General features: G+C 34.3%; 19 protein-coding genes. 6 read left to right on the top strand and 13 right to left on the bottom strand.

The window, feature by feature from the left end; translation table 11 throughout:
- Positions 1 to 35: 35 nt before the first annotated feature.
- Entirely contained in the window at positions 36 to 1,220 is a 1,185-nt protein-coding gene (locus tag WN948_RS00255; protein ID WP_342304969.1) for a hypothetical protein, read from the bottom strand.
- 294 nt (positions 1,221 to 1,514) lie between these two features.
- Positions 1,515 to 2,339, bottom strand: coding sequence for a hypothetical protein (locus WN948_RS00250; protein ID WP_342304968.1), 825 nt, complete (start codon positions 2,337 to 2,339; stop codon positions 1,515 to 1,517).
- A 115-nt stretch (positions 2,340 to 2,454) separates the two neighbouring features.
- On the opposite strand from WN948_RS00250, the gene WN948_RS00245 reads away from it, so the two are divergent.
- Positions 2,455 to 3,303, top strand: coding sequence for a GIY-YIG nuclease family protein (locus WN948_RS00245; protein ID WP_342304967.1), 849 nt, complete (start codon positions 2,455 to 2,457; stop codon positions 3,301 to 3,303).
- A gap of 576 nt (positions 3,304 to 3,879) precedes the next feature.
- Here the strand turns inward: WN948_RS00245 and WN948_RS00240 are convergent.
- The 4 genes from WN948_RS00240 to WN948_RS00225 all read right to left on the bottom strand — a co-directional run bounded on the left by WN948_RS00240 (position 3,880) and on the right by WN948_RS00225 (position 6,331).
- The gene (locus tag WN948_RS00240; RefSeq protein ID WP_342304966.1) at positions 3,880 to 5,229 is read right to left on the bottom strand and encodes a hypothetical protein; all 1,350 of its coding nucleotides are present in this window, start codon (positions 5,227 to 5,229) and stop codon (positions 3,880 to 3,882) included.
- Positions 5,230 to 5,231: 2 nt separating this feature from the next.
- The gene (locus WN948_RS00235) at positions 5,232 to 5,633 is read right to left on the bottom strand and encodes a hypothetical protein (protein ID WP_342304965.1); all 402 of its coding nucleotides are present in this window, start codon (positions 5,631 to 5,633) and stop codon (positions 5,232 to 5,234) included.
- Positions 5,612 to 5,860: a hypothetical protein gene (locus WN948_RS00230; RefSeq protein WP_342304964.1), complete on the bottom strand. Its 249-nt coding sequence runs from the start codon at positions 5,858 to 5,860 to the stop codon at positions 5,612 to 5,614. Before WN948_RS00230 ends, WN948_RS00235 begins: the two co-directional genes overlap by 22 nt.
- A 105-nt stretch (positions 5,861 to 5,965) precedes the next feature.
- Complete coding sequence (locus WN948_RS00225) at positions 5,966 to 6,331, bottom strand: hypothetical protein (RefSeq protein WP_342304963.1); 366 nt, start codon at positions 6,329 to 6,331, stop codon at positions 5,966 to 5,968.
- Between the two features lie 177 nt (positions 6,332 to 6,508).
- Between WN948_RS00225 and WN948_RS00220 the strand changes: the two genes are divergently transcribed.
- Both WN948_RS00220 and WN948_RS00215 read left to right on the top strand, forming a co-directional pair.
- A complete protein-coding gene (locus WN948_RS00220) occupies positions 6,509 to 8,647 on the top strand; it encodes a hypothetical protein (RefSeq protein WP_342304962.1) in 2,139 nt (712 codons plus the stop codon).
- Between the two features lie 390 nt (positions 8,648 to 9,037).
- Positions 9,038 to 9,745 carry an endonuclease/exonuclease/phosphatase family protein gene (locus WN948_RS00215; RefSeq protein ID WP_342304961.1) on the top strand — a complete coding sequence of 236 codons (708 nt, stop codon included), beginning with the start codon at positions 9,038 to 9,040 and terminating at the stop codon, positions 9,743 to 9,745.
- 38 nt (positions 9,746 to 9,783) lie between these two features.
- On the opposite strand, the gene WN948_RS00210 is transcribed toward WN948_RS00215, so the two are convergent.
- The 6 genes from WN948_RS00210 to WN948_RS00185 all read right to left on the bottom strand — a co-directional run bounded on the left by WN948_RS00210 (position 9,784) and on the right by WN948_RS00185 (position 13,857).
- Positions 9,784 to 10,035 (bottom strand): hypothetical protein, encoded by a 252-nt coding sequence (locus WN948_RS00210; protein ID WP_342304960.1) that lies wholly within the window; start codon positions 10,033 to 10,035, stop codon positions 9,784 to 9,786.
- 76 nt (positions 10,036 to 10,111) lie between these two features.
- The gene (locus WN948_RS00205; RefSeq protein ID WP_342304959.1) at positions 10,112 to 10,762 is read right to left on the bottom strand and encodes a hypothetical protein; all 651 of its coding nucleotides are present in this window, start codon (positions 10,760 to 10,762) and stop codon (positions 10,112 to 10,114) included.
- Positions 10,725 to 12,743, bottom strand: a complete 2,019-nt coding sequence (locus WN948_RS00200; RefSeq protein ID WP_342304958.1) for a hypothetical protein — start codon at positions 12,741 to 12,743, stop codon at positions 10,725 to 10,727. Before WN948_RS00200 ends, WN948_RS00205 begins: the two co-directional genes overlap by 38 nt.
- Positions 12,740 to 13,069 (bottom strand): HNH endonuclease, encoded by a 330-nt coding sequence (locus WN948_RS00195; protein ID WP_342304957.1) that lies wholly within the window; start codon positions 13,067 to 13,069, stop codon positions 12,740 to 12,742. The genes WN948_RS00200 and WN948_RS00195 overlap by 4 nt, the downstream gene beginning before the upstream one ends.
- 12 nt (positions 13,070 to 13,081) lie before the next feature.
- The gene (locus WN948_RS00190) at positions 13,082 to 13,723 is read right to left on the bottom strand and encodes a hypothetical protein (RefSeq protein ID WP_342304956.1); all 642 of its coding nucleotides are present in this window, start codon (positions 13,721 to 13,723) and stop codon (positions 13,082 to 13,084) included.
- On the bottom strand, positions 13,720 to 13,857 hold the full coding sequence (locus tag WN948_RS00185; protein WP_342304955.1) for a hypothetical protein: 138 nt from the start codon (positions 13,855 to 13,857) through the stop codon (positions 13,720 to 13,722). The genes WN948_RS00190 and WN948_RS00185 overlap by 4 nt, the downstream gene beginning before the upstream one ends.
- A gap of 68 nt (positions 13,858 to 13,925) precedes the next feature.
- Between WN948_RS00185 and WN948_RS00180 the strand changes: the two genes are divergently transcribed.
- From WN948_RS00180 to WN948_RS00170, 3 genes are all read left to right on the top strand, one after another.
- The gene (locus WN948_RS00180; protein WP_342304954.1) at positions 13,926 to 14,798 is read left to right on the top strand and encodes a hypothetical protein; all 873 of its coding nucleotides are present in this window, start codon (positions 13,926 to 13,928) and stop codon (positions 14,796 to 14,798) included.
- A 2-nt stretch (positions 14,799 to 14,800) separates the two neighbouring features.
- Positions 14,801 to 16,009, top strand: a complete 1,209-nt coding sequence (gene cas1, locus WN948_RS00175) for a CRISPR-associated endonuclease Cas1 (protein ID WP_342304953.1) — start codon at positions 14,801 to 14,803, stop codon at positions 16,007 to 16,009.
- A gap of 224 nt (positions 16,010 to 16,233) precedes the next feature.
- Positions 16,234 to 16,989: a hypothetical protein gene (locus tag WN948_RS00170; RefSeq protein WP_342304951.1), complete on the top strand. Its 756-nt coding sequence runs from the start codon at positions 16,234 to 16,236 to the stop codon at positions 16,987 to 16,989.
- An 85-nt stretch (positions 16,990 to 17,074) separates the two neighbouring features.
- Here the strand turns inward: WN948_RS00170 and WN948_RS00165 are convergent, their stop codons facing one another.
- Entirely contained in the window at positions 17,075 to 17,281 is a 207-nt protein-coding gene (locus WN948_RS00165) for a hypothetical protein (protein ID WP_342304949.1), read from the bottom strand.
- Positions 17,282 to 17,399 lie beyond the last annotated feature (118 nt).

Genomic DNA, 17,399 nt, shown 5'->3' with positions numbered 1-17,399 from the left:
TCAATAAACATCCTATTAATTTGTCCTTTATTAGTCTACCAAATATCCACCATTTCTACATGTTCATGTGGTTTTCTTTTGGATTTATTCTTAATTATATTCCCGTTTTTTATCACATCATTGGTATAAGCTGTAAGTATATTCATTTTGTCAAGAGTCTCAACTACTTTTTTATTTGGATGAGGATCTTTTTGCCTTCCAAAGATTCCATTTTTATGAGAGATTATAACTATTTCAGGGGAAAGACGTTTCAAAACATCTTTGTCTAAGCTGTTTTTACTTCCATGATGAGGAAACTTGAATATCTTGATTTTTTCATCTTTTAAACCAGAAAGTGAATCTGATAATCTTTTTTTGCCTATATCCCCAGTCAATAGACAAGAAAAATCATCATGTGAAATAGATGATTTGTATTTTAGTACAATACTTGCATCATTTGATGTAAGTTTCAATTCATTTGCCAATTTTGTAAAATACCTTGAATCCCCAGACAGCACAAAATCATCAATTAAAGATTCATTTTTACTGATAAATCCATATATAAAATCCATCCTCTGTTGAAGACTCAAAGAATTATTGTTTATCAGATTAGGTCCTGAACGGTTCCACCCTTCTGCAAGAAGGTAAATCCATTTATTATTAAAATCTTCTGATGTAACCCAACTTCGTATTTTTTCATAGTCATTTGTTTGTTGTATTTCCCTATATTTCTCAGAAGTTCCGATTTCAAGGTGAAGTACTAAATCCGGATCAAAAGGTGGATTCAATATTGATAAATGACTGCATATTTTCACCCCTTTTCCAAGTGGCCTAATTTTTTTGCATCCTTTTGTGCTGAGTATTCCTTGTAAAAGCTGATAAGCTTGTACAGTGTTCTGCAGTTCTAATACAGCTCTTGAACGAGAACTTATTTTGGATACTCCTTTTAATGATAATAAAAAATTTGCAATTGCAACTATCTCATCGCTGTAACAAGGTAACCAAAGTTCATTGATTTCAACATCGGAACTACTGTCGTCAAAGAGACCACTAAGACCTCCAATGTGATCAGTATGAGAATGAGAAAGTACAAGGTTTATTTTTTTATTATGAAGAGCTTTAAATACATTCTTAGAACCTTGTCCACAATCAATAAGTAGTGAAGTTTCGCTCAATAGGCAGTGTTCGCTAGGTATTAGTTCAAAAGAATCTCCTTGACCCACATTAAAAACTCTTAACATTGAAATACCTCTGAATAGAATAATGAAATCATATATATTATACTTATAAAGTAAACTAATAAGTTAAATAAATATCTACAATGAATAAAAATTGACATTTAGAGATTACTATGTTTTCTCATGTAAAAAAGTATAGTCAAATGCAAAAAATAGAAACTTTATAGAGTGGTATTTTTTGACGTTACCTATATCCCCCCATTAAAGTTCGGGGTAATAGGTATCCTGAATTTAAGATACTCAGAAATTTAGAAAGTAATATCTAAAAATAGAACATTTAAAAAATGTGAATGAACTTCATTTGAGTTCATCTGACAAATCATCAATTGTGCTTTTTGCTTCATTAAATAGTTTGATTGCATTGTTCGTTTTATTTGATTTCATTTGCGTTAAATCATCAAGATTATTGAAAATGATTCGATTTTGATTAGATGGATGAGTAATAGAAATCATTTTTATATTCTTATTTGATAAAGTCGAATCATTTTTCCAAAAATCGATTTGATGAAATCGACCATCTTTTGTAGGTGTATCAAGAAAAATGATTAACTTCAAGTTATCACTAAGTCTAAAATGCTTGAAAAAGCATCCAATTTCGTTTTGTACATTTTTGAACACTTTTTTGGGGGGTTCAGCACTTATTTTTACTGGATGGAGTATTGCACAATTAAATGCTTGAGTTAATTGAATTCCGGAAGCTAAACTATCATCCAAATTGTCGAACATAGCATTCCATTTTGTTTTTGGATCATTTGTTTCCCAATATGGGATAATTTGGCTTAGGTAATCAAACAACCCTATGACATGCAAATATTTGAAGAGATTATCTCGCATATCATTTGCGTAAATAGATGATAAGCAGGCTTCATGCAACGATTTGCCATTTTTTAATGCTTTTACAAATAGTTTATGACTTCCATCAGAGGTAGTTTTTCCACAAATAATTACAGATGGATTGTCTGGATAATTTCCTACTGGTGCATATTTGATAAAATAGTCATCTACTTCCACTGTAATTCTTATTCCTGTTGAAGAACCATTTTTAACTTTTTCAAATTCAGCATGGAACGTTTGTTTATCAGTGAAACATGAAAGAGGACAAATATCAGTTATTTCTAGCATGTGTTTACTCCTTAAAATAGAGTTAAAGCAATAATCATTATTAACTTATTTATATGTATAAATAGAATATGTTCTAAAGTTTACCAATAACAGTATTCATACTGAGGCCAAATTTGTGACAATAGGAAGAACAATCTCAATTTATCTGCCAGATGCCAACCCTCAAGGAGTGAAAATATGCGAGTTCTTTGATTCCATTGTCAAAGCTGTTTCCATTCCTCGAGCAAAATTAGACGCTGGCCTAAAAAGACCAGAACTTGAACAGCCAGGATTATACTTCCTAATAGGTGAAAAAGACGAAGTTGGTAAGCCAAAAGTGTATGTTGGTGAATCGGAAATACTAACAGTTCGTTTAAATGATCACCACAAAAAGAAGGATTTTTGGAATCAAGCTATATGTTTTGTTTCAGAGAAAAACAACTTAAACAAAGCCCATATCAAGTATCTTGAAAATCATGCTTGTGAACAGGCTAAGTTAGTCAATAAATGTACTCTTGAAAATAGTAATACCCCCACTAAATCATCTCTAACGGATCAAGATCGGGATTTTGTTTTACGTTTCTTTGATGAATTAAAAATCATAATGGCTACTCTTGGTCATCCTATTTTTGAACAAACAAAACGTAGCAAAAAAAATACATACTTTTGTAAGAGCAAAGATGCAGACGCAGTTGGTGAATATACTGAAGAAGGATTTGTTGTTAATAAGGGATCAAAATCAAATATAGAAGAAACAACGTCTCTTCAACCAAGTATACGGGCATTTAGAGCTAATTTAGTAGAAAAGGGAATTGTAAAGGAAGAAGATGGTGTCTATGTTTACCAAGAAGATTTTACTTTTTCTTCACCATCCATGTCGGCATCAGTTGTACTAGGCAGAGCTGCTAATGGATGGACACTTTGGAAAGATAAAGATGGTAAAACACTCGATGAAGTTGTAAGACAAAAAGATAAAGAAAAATAAATTAATCTTCATTTTCGCTTAGCTCTATGATCATCGCACATTCGAGCCCACCATTCTTTATAGGGTTCACCTGTGTCTTTTTCGTGTTTAGCTTTATAATGGGCATCTATTCCGTCTCATCCATTCCCTTTAAACGTATAATCGCAAATCGGGCATCTTCTTGGATGAGTAATATCCTTGTCCCAGCAAGGACAATTTGGATTGCACATTTCTTATTCTCCTTATTCTTTAAAAAGTTATTAAAGGCTATTATCAACACCTTTAAAGCATATCGAAATGCTCAAATGCTGTTTTGATGGAGTTTAGCTTATCCTCAGGACATGGATTAGTTCTTACATCTGGATGGTATCTGTTTGGAGATTGCCTAACAGGAATATTGTATATCTCTTTTGCATGAGCTATCCAACATGATTTTACACAATATCCATAGTTGTTCTTTACCCAATTTTGAATTTGCTTATAGGTAGCCATAATAAAATCACCTACTGAAAGTAGAAAGTTCTTAACTCATAAATCTTTTGTCAAAATTAAAATTAAAATTAAAAGTAAGGATAAAGAAAAAAGAAGAATAAGCTCTCACGTGAGCTTATCCGCAACTCCTCTCATAAACCTAGCATTCAGGTTTATGTCTCCTGTTTGCTTAATCTTATCCTGAATCCTCTTCAGGGTGCCTCTGTAAGCAATACCTACTTTTCTCCCCATCTCAACATCCAGTTGCATTATCTTATCCATGATTTCATGCTTATTTAGAAAGACTTGAGCTTGCCCAATCTCTAAAGACTGCTCATCAACATTGTTAGCCTCTTTACCAATTAGAACAACACTATCAGCATAGATATGCCTGCGTTTCATCTGCCCGATGTCACCTTCATATTTGTATCCAGGATGATCCGCGTACTGTAAAATCGTCCTATTCAAAGGTTTAAAATAATGGGGGCCTTGCTTCCCCTCGCCTGTATTGTAGTCTAAAAATAGTTCATAGACTATCTTTTGAGGGTCTTTGGAAAAAGGAGCTAAAAGTTTGATTAGTTCCCCATCTTCCTTAATGCACTGAAATCCTACCAAACAGAAATTGAATGGTTTTATTTGTTTAGACCAAGACTGACCTTCATTTATTCTCTTAAATCTATTCAATACATTGGCTGTACTGATTGTAAGGCTTGATATTGCATAGAGACTAGAATACTTCTCTTCGATATCTATTGGTTTTATCGTCCCATAATGCAAATGTAGAATATCCAGCCAGATATTAGCATGCCAGTCGTCATCATCATTAGGAAAGGGATTGGTCAAATGGCCTAAACCATGTAGCTTGTAGGATCGATCATACTCATAAAAGCTGAAATTATCCCCATCTTTATTGTAAAGGGTATATCGTTTGGAACAAATTCCATAGAACCACATATCTTCTTTTTCCGGTTTCAACAATGATATATCGAGAGAATACGGGTTCAATGGTTGAAAGTAATCTACAATTTCCTGAGCATGCTCAGGTGGAACAAACACAGAGTCGGTATCCATATAATAATGGAATGCACCAAGCTCCTTTACCTTGGCTTCAGCCATGGATAAAAACAGGCGTGAGCCTGAAGTGATCATTACAGCTAACAGTGGATGATAGTATTTTCCTGCTTTTTCACACCTATTCTCAGATGTATCAAAACTGTCAAGGCCATAGACCTCAATATCACTTTTCTTGTCCTCAGGATTAAGTTCAATGAATATTCCATAACTCATGGCATTAACAAGAATCTTGATTGCTTTTTCCTGACTTGAAAAATGACGATGTTCAGGGGTATCGCTGTCCATGTTTTTCATTTTTGTCTTGATATTCTGCCTCTCTTCAACAAAGGTCTGAATGAGATTATCTTTCTTAGGATCAACTTCAATACCCAGGATTGTGGATTTTAAAAGACTATCCTGCACGCCTAAAGGATAAAACGAATTGCCTCAATAATCTCTGGAACTCTACCTGTCAACAGCACAGAACTGATTACATCGGGAAGAGCAAACCACATAGGAGACTTGGATGAAAAGTAGTTAACTCCCACATTCAAGGTTGTATTTTTACCCTTGTAATCCATTCTGACGGGAAGGATGTCCTTGTTAGGTACGATCTTCACCATTACTACAAAATCATTCCAGTTTCCCATATTTTGCAAGTACTTAAGAGACACCCGTGAGAGTAGATATTTGATCTCATCTGTTGCATCTGCCATTTTCAATTTTTTGGCTATGATGTATTTCCATAGGTCCATCTCCATTGTTACAGTGGGATACATGCTTGTAAAATCAAGTACTGTGGTCTTTATTGGTTTTTTCCGGTACATGCACTCACATCACCACCGAAATAAGTTGTCATGATATTGCCTAGTACATCAGGTAAGAAAAGAGGATTTTGCTTTTGGAATGGTTGAACTCCCAATTGATCAAGAGCATGTTTTCCAAGAGATGCTGCACTGAATATTTTTGTGAGTGGGATATCAATCTGATATAGATCTAACTCAGTAATAAGTTTCTCATAGACTTCCCAAGTAGCAACAACATCAGTAATCATGTAGTCAATATATTTTTTAGTTACAGTACCATGCTCTATATCCTTTATTTTCTTATGTTTGGTATCAAGTAGCTCACAAGCCTTATCAAGTGAGATACGCTTTTTTTACAGGAGCACTTCACCTACGGTTTGAACATCAAGGAAATGGCCGGAGAAATAATCCCTACCTTTATTCTGCTTGGTTGTAGAGAACTTGTGTGTATTGGATTGCCCTAGCTTTCGAGAGATTATAGGGGGATTAAAAGGATTATCTGATAAGGTTAAAGTGAACCCTCCCTTATTCCCTTTTCTCGATTCACCTGTTCTTTTTGCAATCCTGCTAATATCGAATGCAAGATTGAAACCAACACATAGCGTACCAAAGTTGAATGTTTCAGGATAGAATACCTCATCTACGAATTCATCTAATAGATAAAGTGTTAGATCATGTTTTTTGGAATAATCTTGTATAATCGTGGTCTCAGGGAGCATGATAATGAGTGAGGTTGCAGTCAGCAACCGTGGATTAGAGGTCCAAAGGCATCATGAATAGTGATGGGCTAATTGAAGTAGCTGTGAATCATCTGCTTGAAGTTTAAATTTTAAGGTAACAAACAAAAAGAAAAACTTTTAAGTATCAACTTCTATACCAATGCTTGGTGCTAAACGGTGATTAACCAAGAGGAGATACACAATCAATGCCTTAGCAAAGATTCGAAAGTACGTATCAAAGCACTAAATAACTTGAAACATAATTTCTCACTTTTACCAGATAAGCAAAAAGCATGGGATAACATAGTAACACTGACTAGTGATAAAAACTCCCATGTGAATAGATTGGCAACATCTTTTCTAGGTTCTTTATTTTCTCAAATTCAAGACAAAAAACAAGCTTGGAATGATTTACGTAGGCTCTTTAATTATAAGGACGCTAACATAAGGTATAAAGCCACTGAAGTCCTTGGTTTAGTATTTTCTCAAATTCCAGACAAACAAGAGGCTTGGGAAGAATTACGCAGACTAATCAATGATAAGAACAGGAACGTAAGAGCAAAGGCTACAAAAGTTCTTGGTTTAATATTTTCTCAAATTCCAGACAAACAACAAGCTTGGGAAGAATTAGACGGTCGTTTCTCTGATCGTGACAGTCATGTAAGAGTTTGGGCAACTCATACACTTGGTTTGGTTTTCTTTCAAGTTCCGGATAAGCATGAGGCTTGGGGTGACTTGCATTGGTCGACTAATGATAATGACAGTTATGTAAGGTGGCATTCAATCTCTGCCATTAAATCTGCATTTTTCCATATACCATATAAACAGCAAGCTTGGAGTGATCTAATTAAACTCACAACTGATGAAGACAGGAATGTTAGGTCTAAAGCTACAGATGCCCTTGGTTCTGTGTACTGTAATATATCTGATGATCAACAAGCTTGGAGTGATTTACATGGACTTACTAATAGTGAATACAAGAGTGTGAGAATCTACGCAAATTGTTCTCTTGGAAAAGCTTCCATATACAAAGCTTCCCAAGCGAAAAAAGAAGAAGATTACAAACTGGAATTGGAAAAAGCCATTTCTTTTTTTGAAAAGTCAGCACAGGAAACAGTTTCTTGGACAAACAATCCCTCTCAGTTTTGTCTTCCTTTTTATCTTTCATTTCATACTATAATTTTTGAAAAACAGAATGCGGAAAACGAAGTTGAAAGACATCTTATACAAGCAAGAAATTCAATTAAAGGTTCAAAAAGTAAGGAATTGCTTATTGAAGCAGTTAACAACCTTTCAAATGCATTAAAAGAAGTTCACAATTTGGAGAGTATGGATCTAGAGTTAATGAAAGACGAGCTTAATTTTTACAGAAAACACTGTGAGAGTGCAGTAGAGCTAATGAGAGATACTGAGAAAACAGCACCATATGCTACAGCTACAATGAGAAAAGGGTTGCCTCTCCTTGATAGGTATCTAAAAGAGCTTATCGATGAAATTAAAAAGAGATCAAAGGGCGCATGTAAAGAATCGAAAGGAACTGATGCAGAAGAAATTGTATGTGAAATTAGCACGAAAATTCAAAACGTTATAAGTGATGAACAGAGGCAATATATTGAAATCCTTGAGGATATTGTTTCTATTCTGAGAATAAAAATTCCTCCTATTTCTGAAAACGAGTTTCTTCTTAATAAGATTCAAGCAATTGATAATAAAGATATTGCTGCCGAAAAATATAGAGATCTTCCTCTAATTATTTCTATTATACCCAATATGAAAGTTGTTTCAGAAAAAGAATTAAATCGTAAACTTCTCAAGCTAGATCTAATCTACGAGAAAACTGTTAGCATTGAAACCAAATTGGATTTGCTTCAGAATGAGTTGAGGAGAGGTCTTGAAAAATTAGATATTCTTTCTCTGGAGGTTGGAGGAAAAGAAGGGGAATTTATCCAGACTTTTTCAAGGAAAATTATTGAATTGACAGAAAATAAGGATAAAGAAGCTCTTAAAAATTTCCTTGAAGAAATACTCAAAAATGAAGACACACTAATTGAGGAAATCGAAAAATTTTCTACATCTCAAGAAGAAAAGAAAGAGTCAAAAAGTTGTATTTTGAAGATTAGTTCAGTACTCGACAAAATCAAGCATCCCATAAAATCATTTGGGAAAGACGTTACAAATGAGATTATTGTAAGTTTTGCCGCTGAAGAAATAGTCAAACTCTTTTTTCAGTTAATGTCAATGGCAACACTAGGAATTCCTATACCTCCTCAGATATTAAATCTTTTGACTAGCATAACAAAGGAATTTAAGAATTAAAGGATTCATGCTCTCTACTCAAAAATAGTAATTGCTTTATTTTCAGGAATACTAGATTTTGGATATGGAGCAGGATTTTCTTTAAGTGGCTTTTCCATATGAAATATGGGTCTAAATAAATATATAAATTTGTTTAGAATTTGTTTTACTTTTACTATATGTAAATAAGCCTAATAAATAATACAGATAATATTCCCAATTCATTCCTTAGATTTCTTAAGCAAGAACATTCTAAAATTCTGCGTATCTTAAATTCAGGATACCTATTACCCCCCATTAAAGTTCGGGGTAATAGTAATAGCTGAAAAACGCAACGGTTTATCATTGTCATAGATATTTTGAATAACATTATCAAAAATCTTTTATACATTAGAGAATTTGTTTTTTTACATGAATATTATAACTTGGAATTGTAAAATGGCTTTTCGAAATCATTATAACAAATTACTATCTGAATGTCCAGATTTGCTAGTAATTCCTGAATGTGAAAATCTTGACTATTTCAAAGACAAGTTTTATCATCACGCTTTATGGATTGGAGATAATGATAAGAAAGGATTAGGAGTATTCAGTTTTAACAACATTGAAATTAAGGTACATGAAGCATACAATAAAGAATACAAGTATGTTCTCCCAGTTAAAATTAAAGTACACAACAATCCAAACACCATAAACCTCATTGCAATATGGTCACAAAATAATAAAGTTGATCCAAAAAGGAGATATATTGGAGAGGTTTGGAACGCTTTAAATTACTATAAAGACTTGTTAGATCAGTCCCTTATAATTGCTGGAGATTTCAACTGGGATTTTAATATAAAACAAGGGTCTTCTCTTTATGGGACTTTCAATGATGTGACAAACCTCTTGAACAAACATAATATCTTTAGTGCATATCATGTTTTTAATAATCTAAAATTTGGGGATGAAATTGTTCAAACCTTTTTCCAACATCATAAAATAGAAAAGGGGCATCATACAGATTACATTTTTGCATCTAACGACTTAATGAAATCAATGGAATCTTTTTCTGTTGGTGAACATAAAGACTGGTATGAAATAAGCGATCATGTACCTTTAGTTATGAGATTAAAATAAAATTAGCTTAGGGTTACAATCAAATGCTTACAAGCTTACTAAAGTTGAAGATATTTTTTAATAATAAGATAAATTGTAATAGCAGAAGGAGTTGCTACAAATACCATTATTGCAATTAAATCTTGTATATCTTTTTTTGAGTCTTTTTTAGCTTCGTACCATTGGGAATCTTCATCAACCTCATAGCTAGAGTCAAGTGTATCCAAAGTGAAGTAAATAACAGGAAGCATTATTATTAAAAAAATAGTAGGGGCTAAAAGTTGATCTAAATCAAATTTTAGTGAACTCAAATAATCACCTTACTTTAATTAGTATTTAACAAGTGATATAGTTATATGTAAGTAATAATGTCAAAAAAGGTAAGTATCAAAATCCACTTACCAATTTCCTCACCTCCTTTGTCCTGAAATTGAATTTCCCTTCACTCAAAATCCTGTCCTTCATCCGCTTCAAAGAACTTCTTTGCATCACTCCATACACCCTTGCTTCTTTTGGAGTAAGAACCAGTATCTTCTGCTTAATACCTTCTTCATCAATGAATGTCTGAGCCCTCTGAAGCTCTAGTTCCTCCTCATCAATGTTGTTTGCTTCTTTACCAATGTAAAGAACACCATTTGCATGAACATGTTTCCTTTCCAAAATCCCAATGTCACCTTCAAACTTATGTTCTGGATGCTCTGCATACTGCAATATGATTTTACTCAACGACTTGAAGTAGTGTGATCCCTGCATGATCTCTCCTGTTTCATAGTCAATGAACGGTTCATGAACTATTGTTTGAGGATCATCACAATAAGGAGCTAGAGGTTTTACAGCTCTACCGTTTTCTTCTACTGCCTGAAATCCCACCAGACAGAAATTGAAAGGCTTGATCTGCTCCTTCCAAGGCTTGTCTTTGTTGAGTTTCTTGAACCTATTCCATACATTAGGAGTGCTAACAGCAAGCTTTGAGATAGCGTACATATTAGCATATTTTTCTTCAATATCTCTGGAACTGATCATCCCATATTTCCTCATGCCAGTCTCCTCCGTCCTTTGAGAATGGGTTAGTTAAATGCCCTAATCCATGAAGCTTGAAATCCTTAAATATAATCTTATTCTTCCTGAATTTGTACAGTGGATAGCGTTTGGATGAAATTCCAAAAAACCAATAATCCACCTTTTCAGGCTTTAACAATGGAATATCAAGATTGTATGGGTTGAGTGGTTGGAAATACTCTGTAATTTCCTCTGCATATTCAGGAGGGACAAAGATAGAGTCAGTATCCATATAGGCGTGTCTAGCTCCTAATTCTTCTACTTTTGCCTCTGCCATAGCCAAGAACAGCTTTGATCCAGAGGTAATCATGACAGCTAATAGAGGATGATAGAAGTTACCTGGCTTTTCATACCTATTCTGTGAGGTACTGAAGGAATCAAGCCCATAAACCTCTATATCGCTTTTCCTGTCCTCTGGATTAAGCTCAATAAATATTCCATAGCTCATGGCATTTACTAGAATCTTTATTGCCTGTGCTCTGCTATCGAGCTGTTTATATTCATGACTTTCTGGATCAATACCTTTCATTTCAATCTTGATATTCTGTCTTTCTTCAACGAGCACCTGAACCAGATTATCCTTTTTAGGATCAATATCAATTCCAAGAATCTGAGATTTCCTTAATCCTTTCTGGATACCCACTGGAATGAACCTGACAGCTTCAATGATCTCTGGTACTTTTCTTGTAAGAATAGTTGAAGCTATGACATCAGGTAAAGCATACCATAATTCATAATCAGAGGACAGATAATTCACTCCAACGTTGAAAGAGCCATTATCTCCGTTGTAATCCATCCTTACAGGCAGTATATCTCCATCAGGACGAAGTTTAACCATAACAACAAAGTCCTTCCATTTATCCTCATTTTGTAGGTATTCAAGATCAATTATTCCAAGTAATTCTTTGATCGCCTCTGTTGCATCTTTTGTTTCAATGCTCTCTGCAATCATGAGATTCCACAAGCCCATTTCCATTGTAACGGTTGGATACATACTGGTAAAATCAAGCGTTGTAACCTTAGTTGGAGCTTTTCTAATCCGGCATTCACATCTTCCACCATAATAGGAGGTCATAATTTGACCCTTCATATATTCTGGGAAATCGAAATTCTGTTCACTCAATGGTTTAATTCCTAGTTGCTTCAAAGCATATTTTCCAATAGAGGCAGAGCTGTATATTTTAGTTGGAGGAATGGCAATATTGTAAAGATCAAGCTCTTTAATCAATCCTTTATACACATCAAAAGTGCTCTCAACATCCCTTATCAGATAATCAAGATATTTCTTGGTGATAGTACCGTGTTTAATATCCTTCATTTTCTTGTGTCTTGTATCAAGCAATTCACAAGCGTTTGCAAGGGATATATGATTTTGCTGAAGCAAGACTGTTCCAAGGGTCTGAGCATCAAGGAAATTGCCTGAAAAATAATCATTTCCTGTATTGTACTTCGTTGTTGTGAACTTGAAGCTGTTACTTGCACCAAGTTTCTTGATTACAATAGGAGGCTTGAATCTATTGTCTGAAAGTGTAAACGTGAATCCTCCTCTATTCTTTGCCTTTGAATTGTTGCCATACTTTGCCAGTCGGCTTATGTCAAATGCAAGATTGAAGCCCACACAAAGAGTTTTTAGTTCAAACACTTCTGGATAAAATACACCATCAACAAACTCTTTACAGAGGTATAACTCGATACAATGCTTTATAGAATAATCTTTTAGAATTTTTGTTTCTCTCTCATTGAGCATTAGTGGATCATAAAAGAATCCTTCATGCTGAATGTAGCCTTCCTGATATATCTGGAAAAAGCCAACTTTCATATTCTGATACTGATCTGTTGTAGTTTCTGTATCAAAAACAAGCACGCTATCATGTTTTAATTGCAGGGTGCTATTGTAAGTATGATTAGATTGGGGGTCTTTAGCTTTAACAGTGTATCCCCTAACAGCAATCTTACTCATACTAGATCAGCCTCCATACCTATAAGGCGAAGCTGTTTACCCATACCTTCCAATAATGCACCCATAGAAACAAGGATAAACCTTCGATTATCCTCACGTGATGCACTGCTTGATCTGATCTTTCGAGGTAGTTTATTTTGCTGTTTTGTAATCTTAAAATGACAGTTCTTGCATAATGGAACAGTTTCTTCTGAATTGTTTCTTCCATATACATGATGTAGTTCTATTACACTTGGATCATCTTCTGCACACTCAATACATCTAAGTGATGTTTTTCCTTCCAATTTCTGTCTTTTAATACTTCTTTTACATGTATTTTTATCCATAGTTACCACTCCTCAATTTGCATATATTTCCTGAAATTCCGATTCAACCTGAGCTTCTTCGATCTCGTAAAGCCGATCTAACCGCGTTTCAAACGCATGTTCATTGCCGGCGTTATCGGCGATCTTAACGCCGTTGAACTTCTTTAATCGCGTAGTATCGCCGTCTTTCAGCGTTTTATTGACGGCGTTGAAGTATTCACCAATCAAAGAACGGTCTTTAGAACCCCTCGTTACTATCGTTATATGACCCGCGTTTCGATCATAAAACCTCATTCCGACTTGCAGACTATCCGATTTGGTAACCTTCCATCTTCCATTCTCTTTGTAAAGATTACGTCCTAGATGCCTGATTATGTCTTTATTGTTCATTCCGTACTTTTCTGCCATCTGGGTAAGGTTTGCACCCTTTCTCATTGATCTCAAAATCTGGAGAGTTTTGTTTCTCTCCGTCTTTTGCTGAGATGTTATAGCTTCCCATCCTGCTTTACCAAGATCATAATCACCAATCCTGAGTTTTCTTAATTGGTTCCGGCTCTTGTCTGGAAACATCTGGTGTTTCCTGATGATCTCTTTTGCATACCTGGTATCTCTGGGCTGAGCTTTGAGCCATTGACCGTAGGTTCTATGATCCTTGGAGAATTGTGGTCTGCTCATTTTTCAGCCTCCCAGAGCTTCATTAATGCTATTCTGACTACTTCAGCCTGAGAGCATCCAAATTTATCTGACATCTGTACTAGCTTTTCCTTAAGATAAGGAGATATCGTTGTTAGTATTCTTTCATTACTCATGGTATTCACAAATAAACAGTATGAGGAGAAGATTTATATGCACAATGACATTAATATTGAGTATGAATATGATATCAACTATTGAAAGTAATGACATTAATAATATCAAAAGTGAGATTGATTTTGACACAGAAGTACTCGAATATTTGAATGCGAGGGGGTATGTAAGAAGGGGGCAACTCGTAAATTACCTCATGAATACTCATCCAAATGAACTTGGTTATAGTAAGAAAACCATTAATCGAAAATTAGCCTTCATGACAGAAACAGGAATTATTACTTCATTGAAACGTGATGAGTTACAGAAATATGGAATTAAAGAACCAGATGGAAGGGCTTCATATCTAATCCCCATAAAAATTTTGAAAATGAAAGAAGACCTCGATAAGACAATTAGCTACCTTGATTCAGCAGACGTTAAAACTAAAAAACTGATATTGAAAGAAATAGCTAGATCTGAAAAGAAATATGTTTTAGATCCGTGTCAGTTGGATAACCTTGCTAAGTATTTGGATGCAGAAGATGATGAAGTGGTAGATAGTTTACTGAAAATTCTTTTTAGATATATCACCGAAAAGGGTATAGAGCCTTCAAACACAGATAGGTTCTTAGAAATACTACGATCAACGTTAAAGCATTATAAGGTCAGTCCAGATAAATATCCAATGCTCAGAAGGCACATTACATGGTTGCTTGGATATTACAAGGACAGTTTTGTTATTGATCAACTTAAAATGGATGCAGAAACCCTTGATGATCTGTCTTCTGTTAAATGTGATTATTGCGATCTATTAATTGCACCTTTTATTGATGAGCATTCACTTGATCTTTTCAATTTCCAAATGGAATTGACATTACAAGGAAAGGAAAGAGCTTCTGAAATTATCTCTGAAATAAAAGATGAAGCCTCTAACCCAAAACCAAGATTGACGGAGTTCTGAACATGAAGTTACTACTTCTCAATGGACACGGTATAGACACGCGTGTAAATGGGTCTAAACTGCATGTTAAAGATGGTAGATATTCTAGTGACATAGAGCCAGAAGTCTATGTTTTCTCACCTCAGAAAATAGACATAGACAATATAGTGATCTATGGTAGAAATGGAAATCTAACCCTAGAATCTATTCGTTGGTTGATCAAGCATAATGTACAAGTATCTATTCTTGATTGGGATGGGAAGTTACTAACAACCATGCTTCCTCCTGAAAGTACCAATGTCAAAACCAAGTTCTCACAGTATCACGCTTATGAGGATCAAGAAACTAGGTTAAAGCTTGCTAAGAGCTTTATTGAAGCCAAGTTTGATAAAACCCAGATAGTTCTGGATTATCTTAAACAACGTTATTCTGATATTGATAACGACTTTTCAAAATATTCTTCAAAGCTATCTAATGCAAATAACATAAGAGAAGTGATGGGAGTAGAGGGTGCTGTTGCTGTCTATTACTGGGGACAGTTTGAAAAGTTCATTCCTGAAAAATATGAATTTGATGATCGTACAGGAAGGTACAAATCACGTCCTTACGGTGCAGGGGATATGGTTAATTGTATGCTCAATTACGGTTATTCTCTCCTTGAAGCTGAGTGTATGAGAACTATCAATGCGGTTGGTATGGATGTTCATGTAGGCTTTTTGCATGAGATGGCAACAGGTAAGAACAGCTTAGCGTATGATCTCCAAGAGCCTTTCAGATTCCTTGTTGATCTGGCAGTGATCAACCTCATTGAGACAGACAAAATGGAGAAGAAGGACTTCATCAGAACTGATAATTACTCTCTCAGGCTAAGACCTAGTGGAGCTAAGAAACTTACAGAGGAGTTCCAGACTTGGATGAATAAGAGAGTTACATATCAGGATAAATCAATGATGTGGAGTTATGTTCTTTTACTCAAAACAAGAGAGTTGGCTCAATTCCTGAATGGTAAAAAGAGGAAGATAGATTTTACAACTCCTTCCTACAAAATTAAGAGACAGGATACGGATGAGATCAGAAAAAAGATTTTGGGTATCAGTTATTCTGAATGGAATAAAATGGGTTTTTCTAAGGGTACATTGCATTATATGAAGAAAAATGCTGAAGCTGATAAACCATTTACTCTTAATGTTCATGTCAGGGAGAGATTGGAAATGTGGGAAGGGAGTTGTTAAGATAATTAGTTAATAAACATTAATTTCTCATTGGGCGCAAAAAACAAATATATTTATGCATGTAAATTGACTTGTACTGTGTGAAAATGTCTCCCTCTATGTTATCAAAAATATTTAATGTCCATCTTATTGGTAATATTTTTTATATTAACAAGAAACCAAGTCTTAAAATAATATTATATGCAGTGGCTGTTTTTTTATTACAACCACTATCGGAGTTGATATTGGAAATAAAATATTTTTCAGATTTTAGTTTTTCAGATATCATTACGAGTATTGGACTAGTGATACTATTATTTTGTATTCAGTCGGTTATTAAAAATAGACTTTTATTGATGTATTTTGCCCAGAAGTATATAAAACCAAAACCATATTTGATTCTATTATTCGCATTTGAAATTTCCTTGGGATTTATGGTATTTAATTCAATGAAAAATTATTTTGTTTTTGCCTTATTAGGAGGAATTCTTTGGGTAACAAGCGGGTTTTTTAGATTAATTGTACAAGCAACAAAAGCCATATTTGATGAAGAATCAGCTAAATTAGCCGGATTACTTCAAAATTATAGTTACTTGAGAACAAGTTATTTTACTTTATTGTTTATTTGGTTGGTTAGTAAACTTCAATTTATACCAAGTATGAAATCTATTTTTTCGAGTATTGAAAGTCCAGATCAATATTTAGACTTTTCAATATACTTTGCTACATGGGTAATTTCAATAATTATTTACGGATATTTTATGCTTAATTTATATCCTTATTTTGTAAAAGATAAAGATGTGATTAAGTCAATTGATATCATACAATTTATTTCACGTAAAGAAAAAGGACGATCGTTCAAAGAGATAGTGGACAATTTCAAGGATGAATCAGAAGTGAATATACAAGAAAAGCTAAACCACTTAATATATTCTGGGTTTATTGAGAAAGATAGAAAATATAAATTAGCTCCTCTTCAAAAACATGCTAAAAAAACATAATTAATTAATCGCTTTATAATATCGTTGCGTTTTTTGGTTATTACTATTACCCCCCATTAAAGTTCGAAGCGTCTAATTCGAACCTCTACACCAACTTTTTCAACTTCAACTTCTCAATCGCAAACTCTGCAGTCCCTTCCACTTGCTTCTCCCTTAAATCGTTCTGCATTTTTAAATAATATTCTGCAATAAACTCCACTGCTTGGCTCTTGTTGCAATCCTGTTCCTTCATCACCCTGCGAAGCACTGTGGTCGTATTCTTGCTCACGGTTGCATAGAGTTTTGGTCTCATAGATTACCTTGGTCTTGGGGCCAGGATAAATTCCATTATTCAAAGGATGACTCTTCTCCCACCTAAAATAAATTCAATACATTAATATATTTTATAATATGTCTATTGTTATACGGAA

It is taken from the genome of Methanolobus sp. ZRKC5, assembly GCF_038446525.1.
Lineage (GTDB): Archaea > Halobacteriota > Methanosarcinia > Methanosarcinales > Methanosarcinaceae > Methanolobus.
The sequence above is the reverse complement of the archived record's forward strand: the minus strand, read 5'-3'. Positions and strand labels throughout refer to the sequence as shown.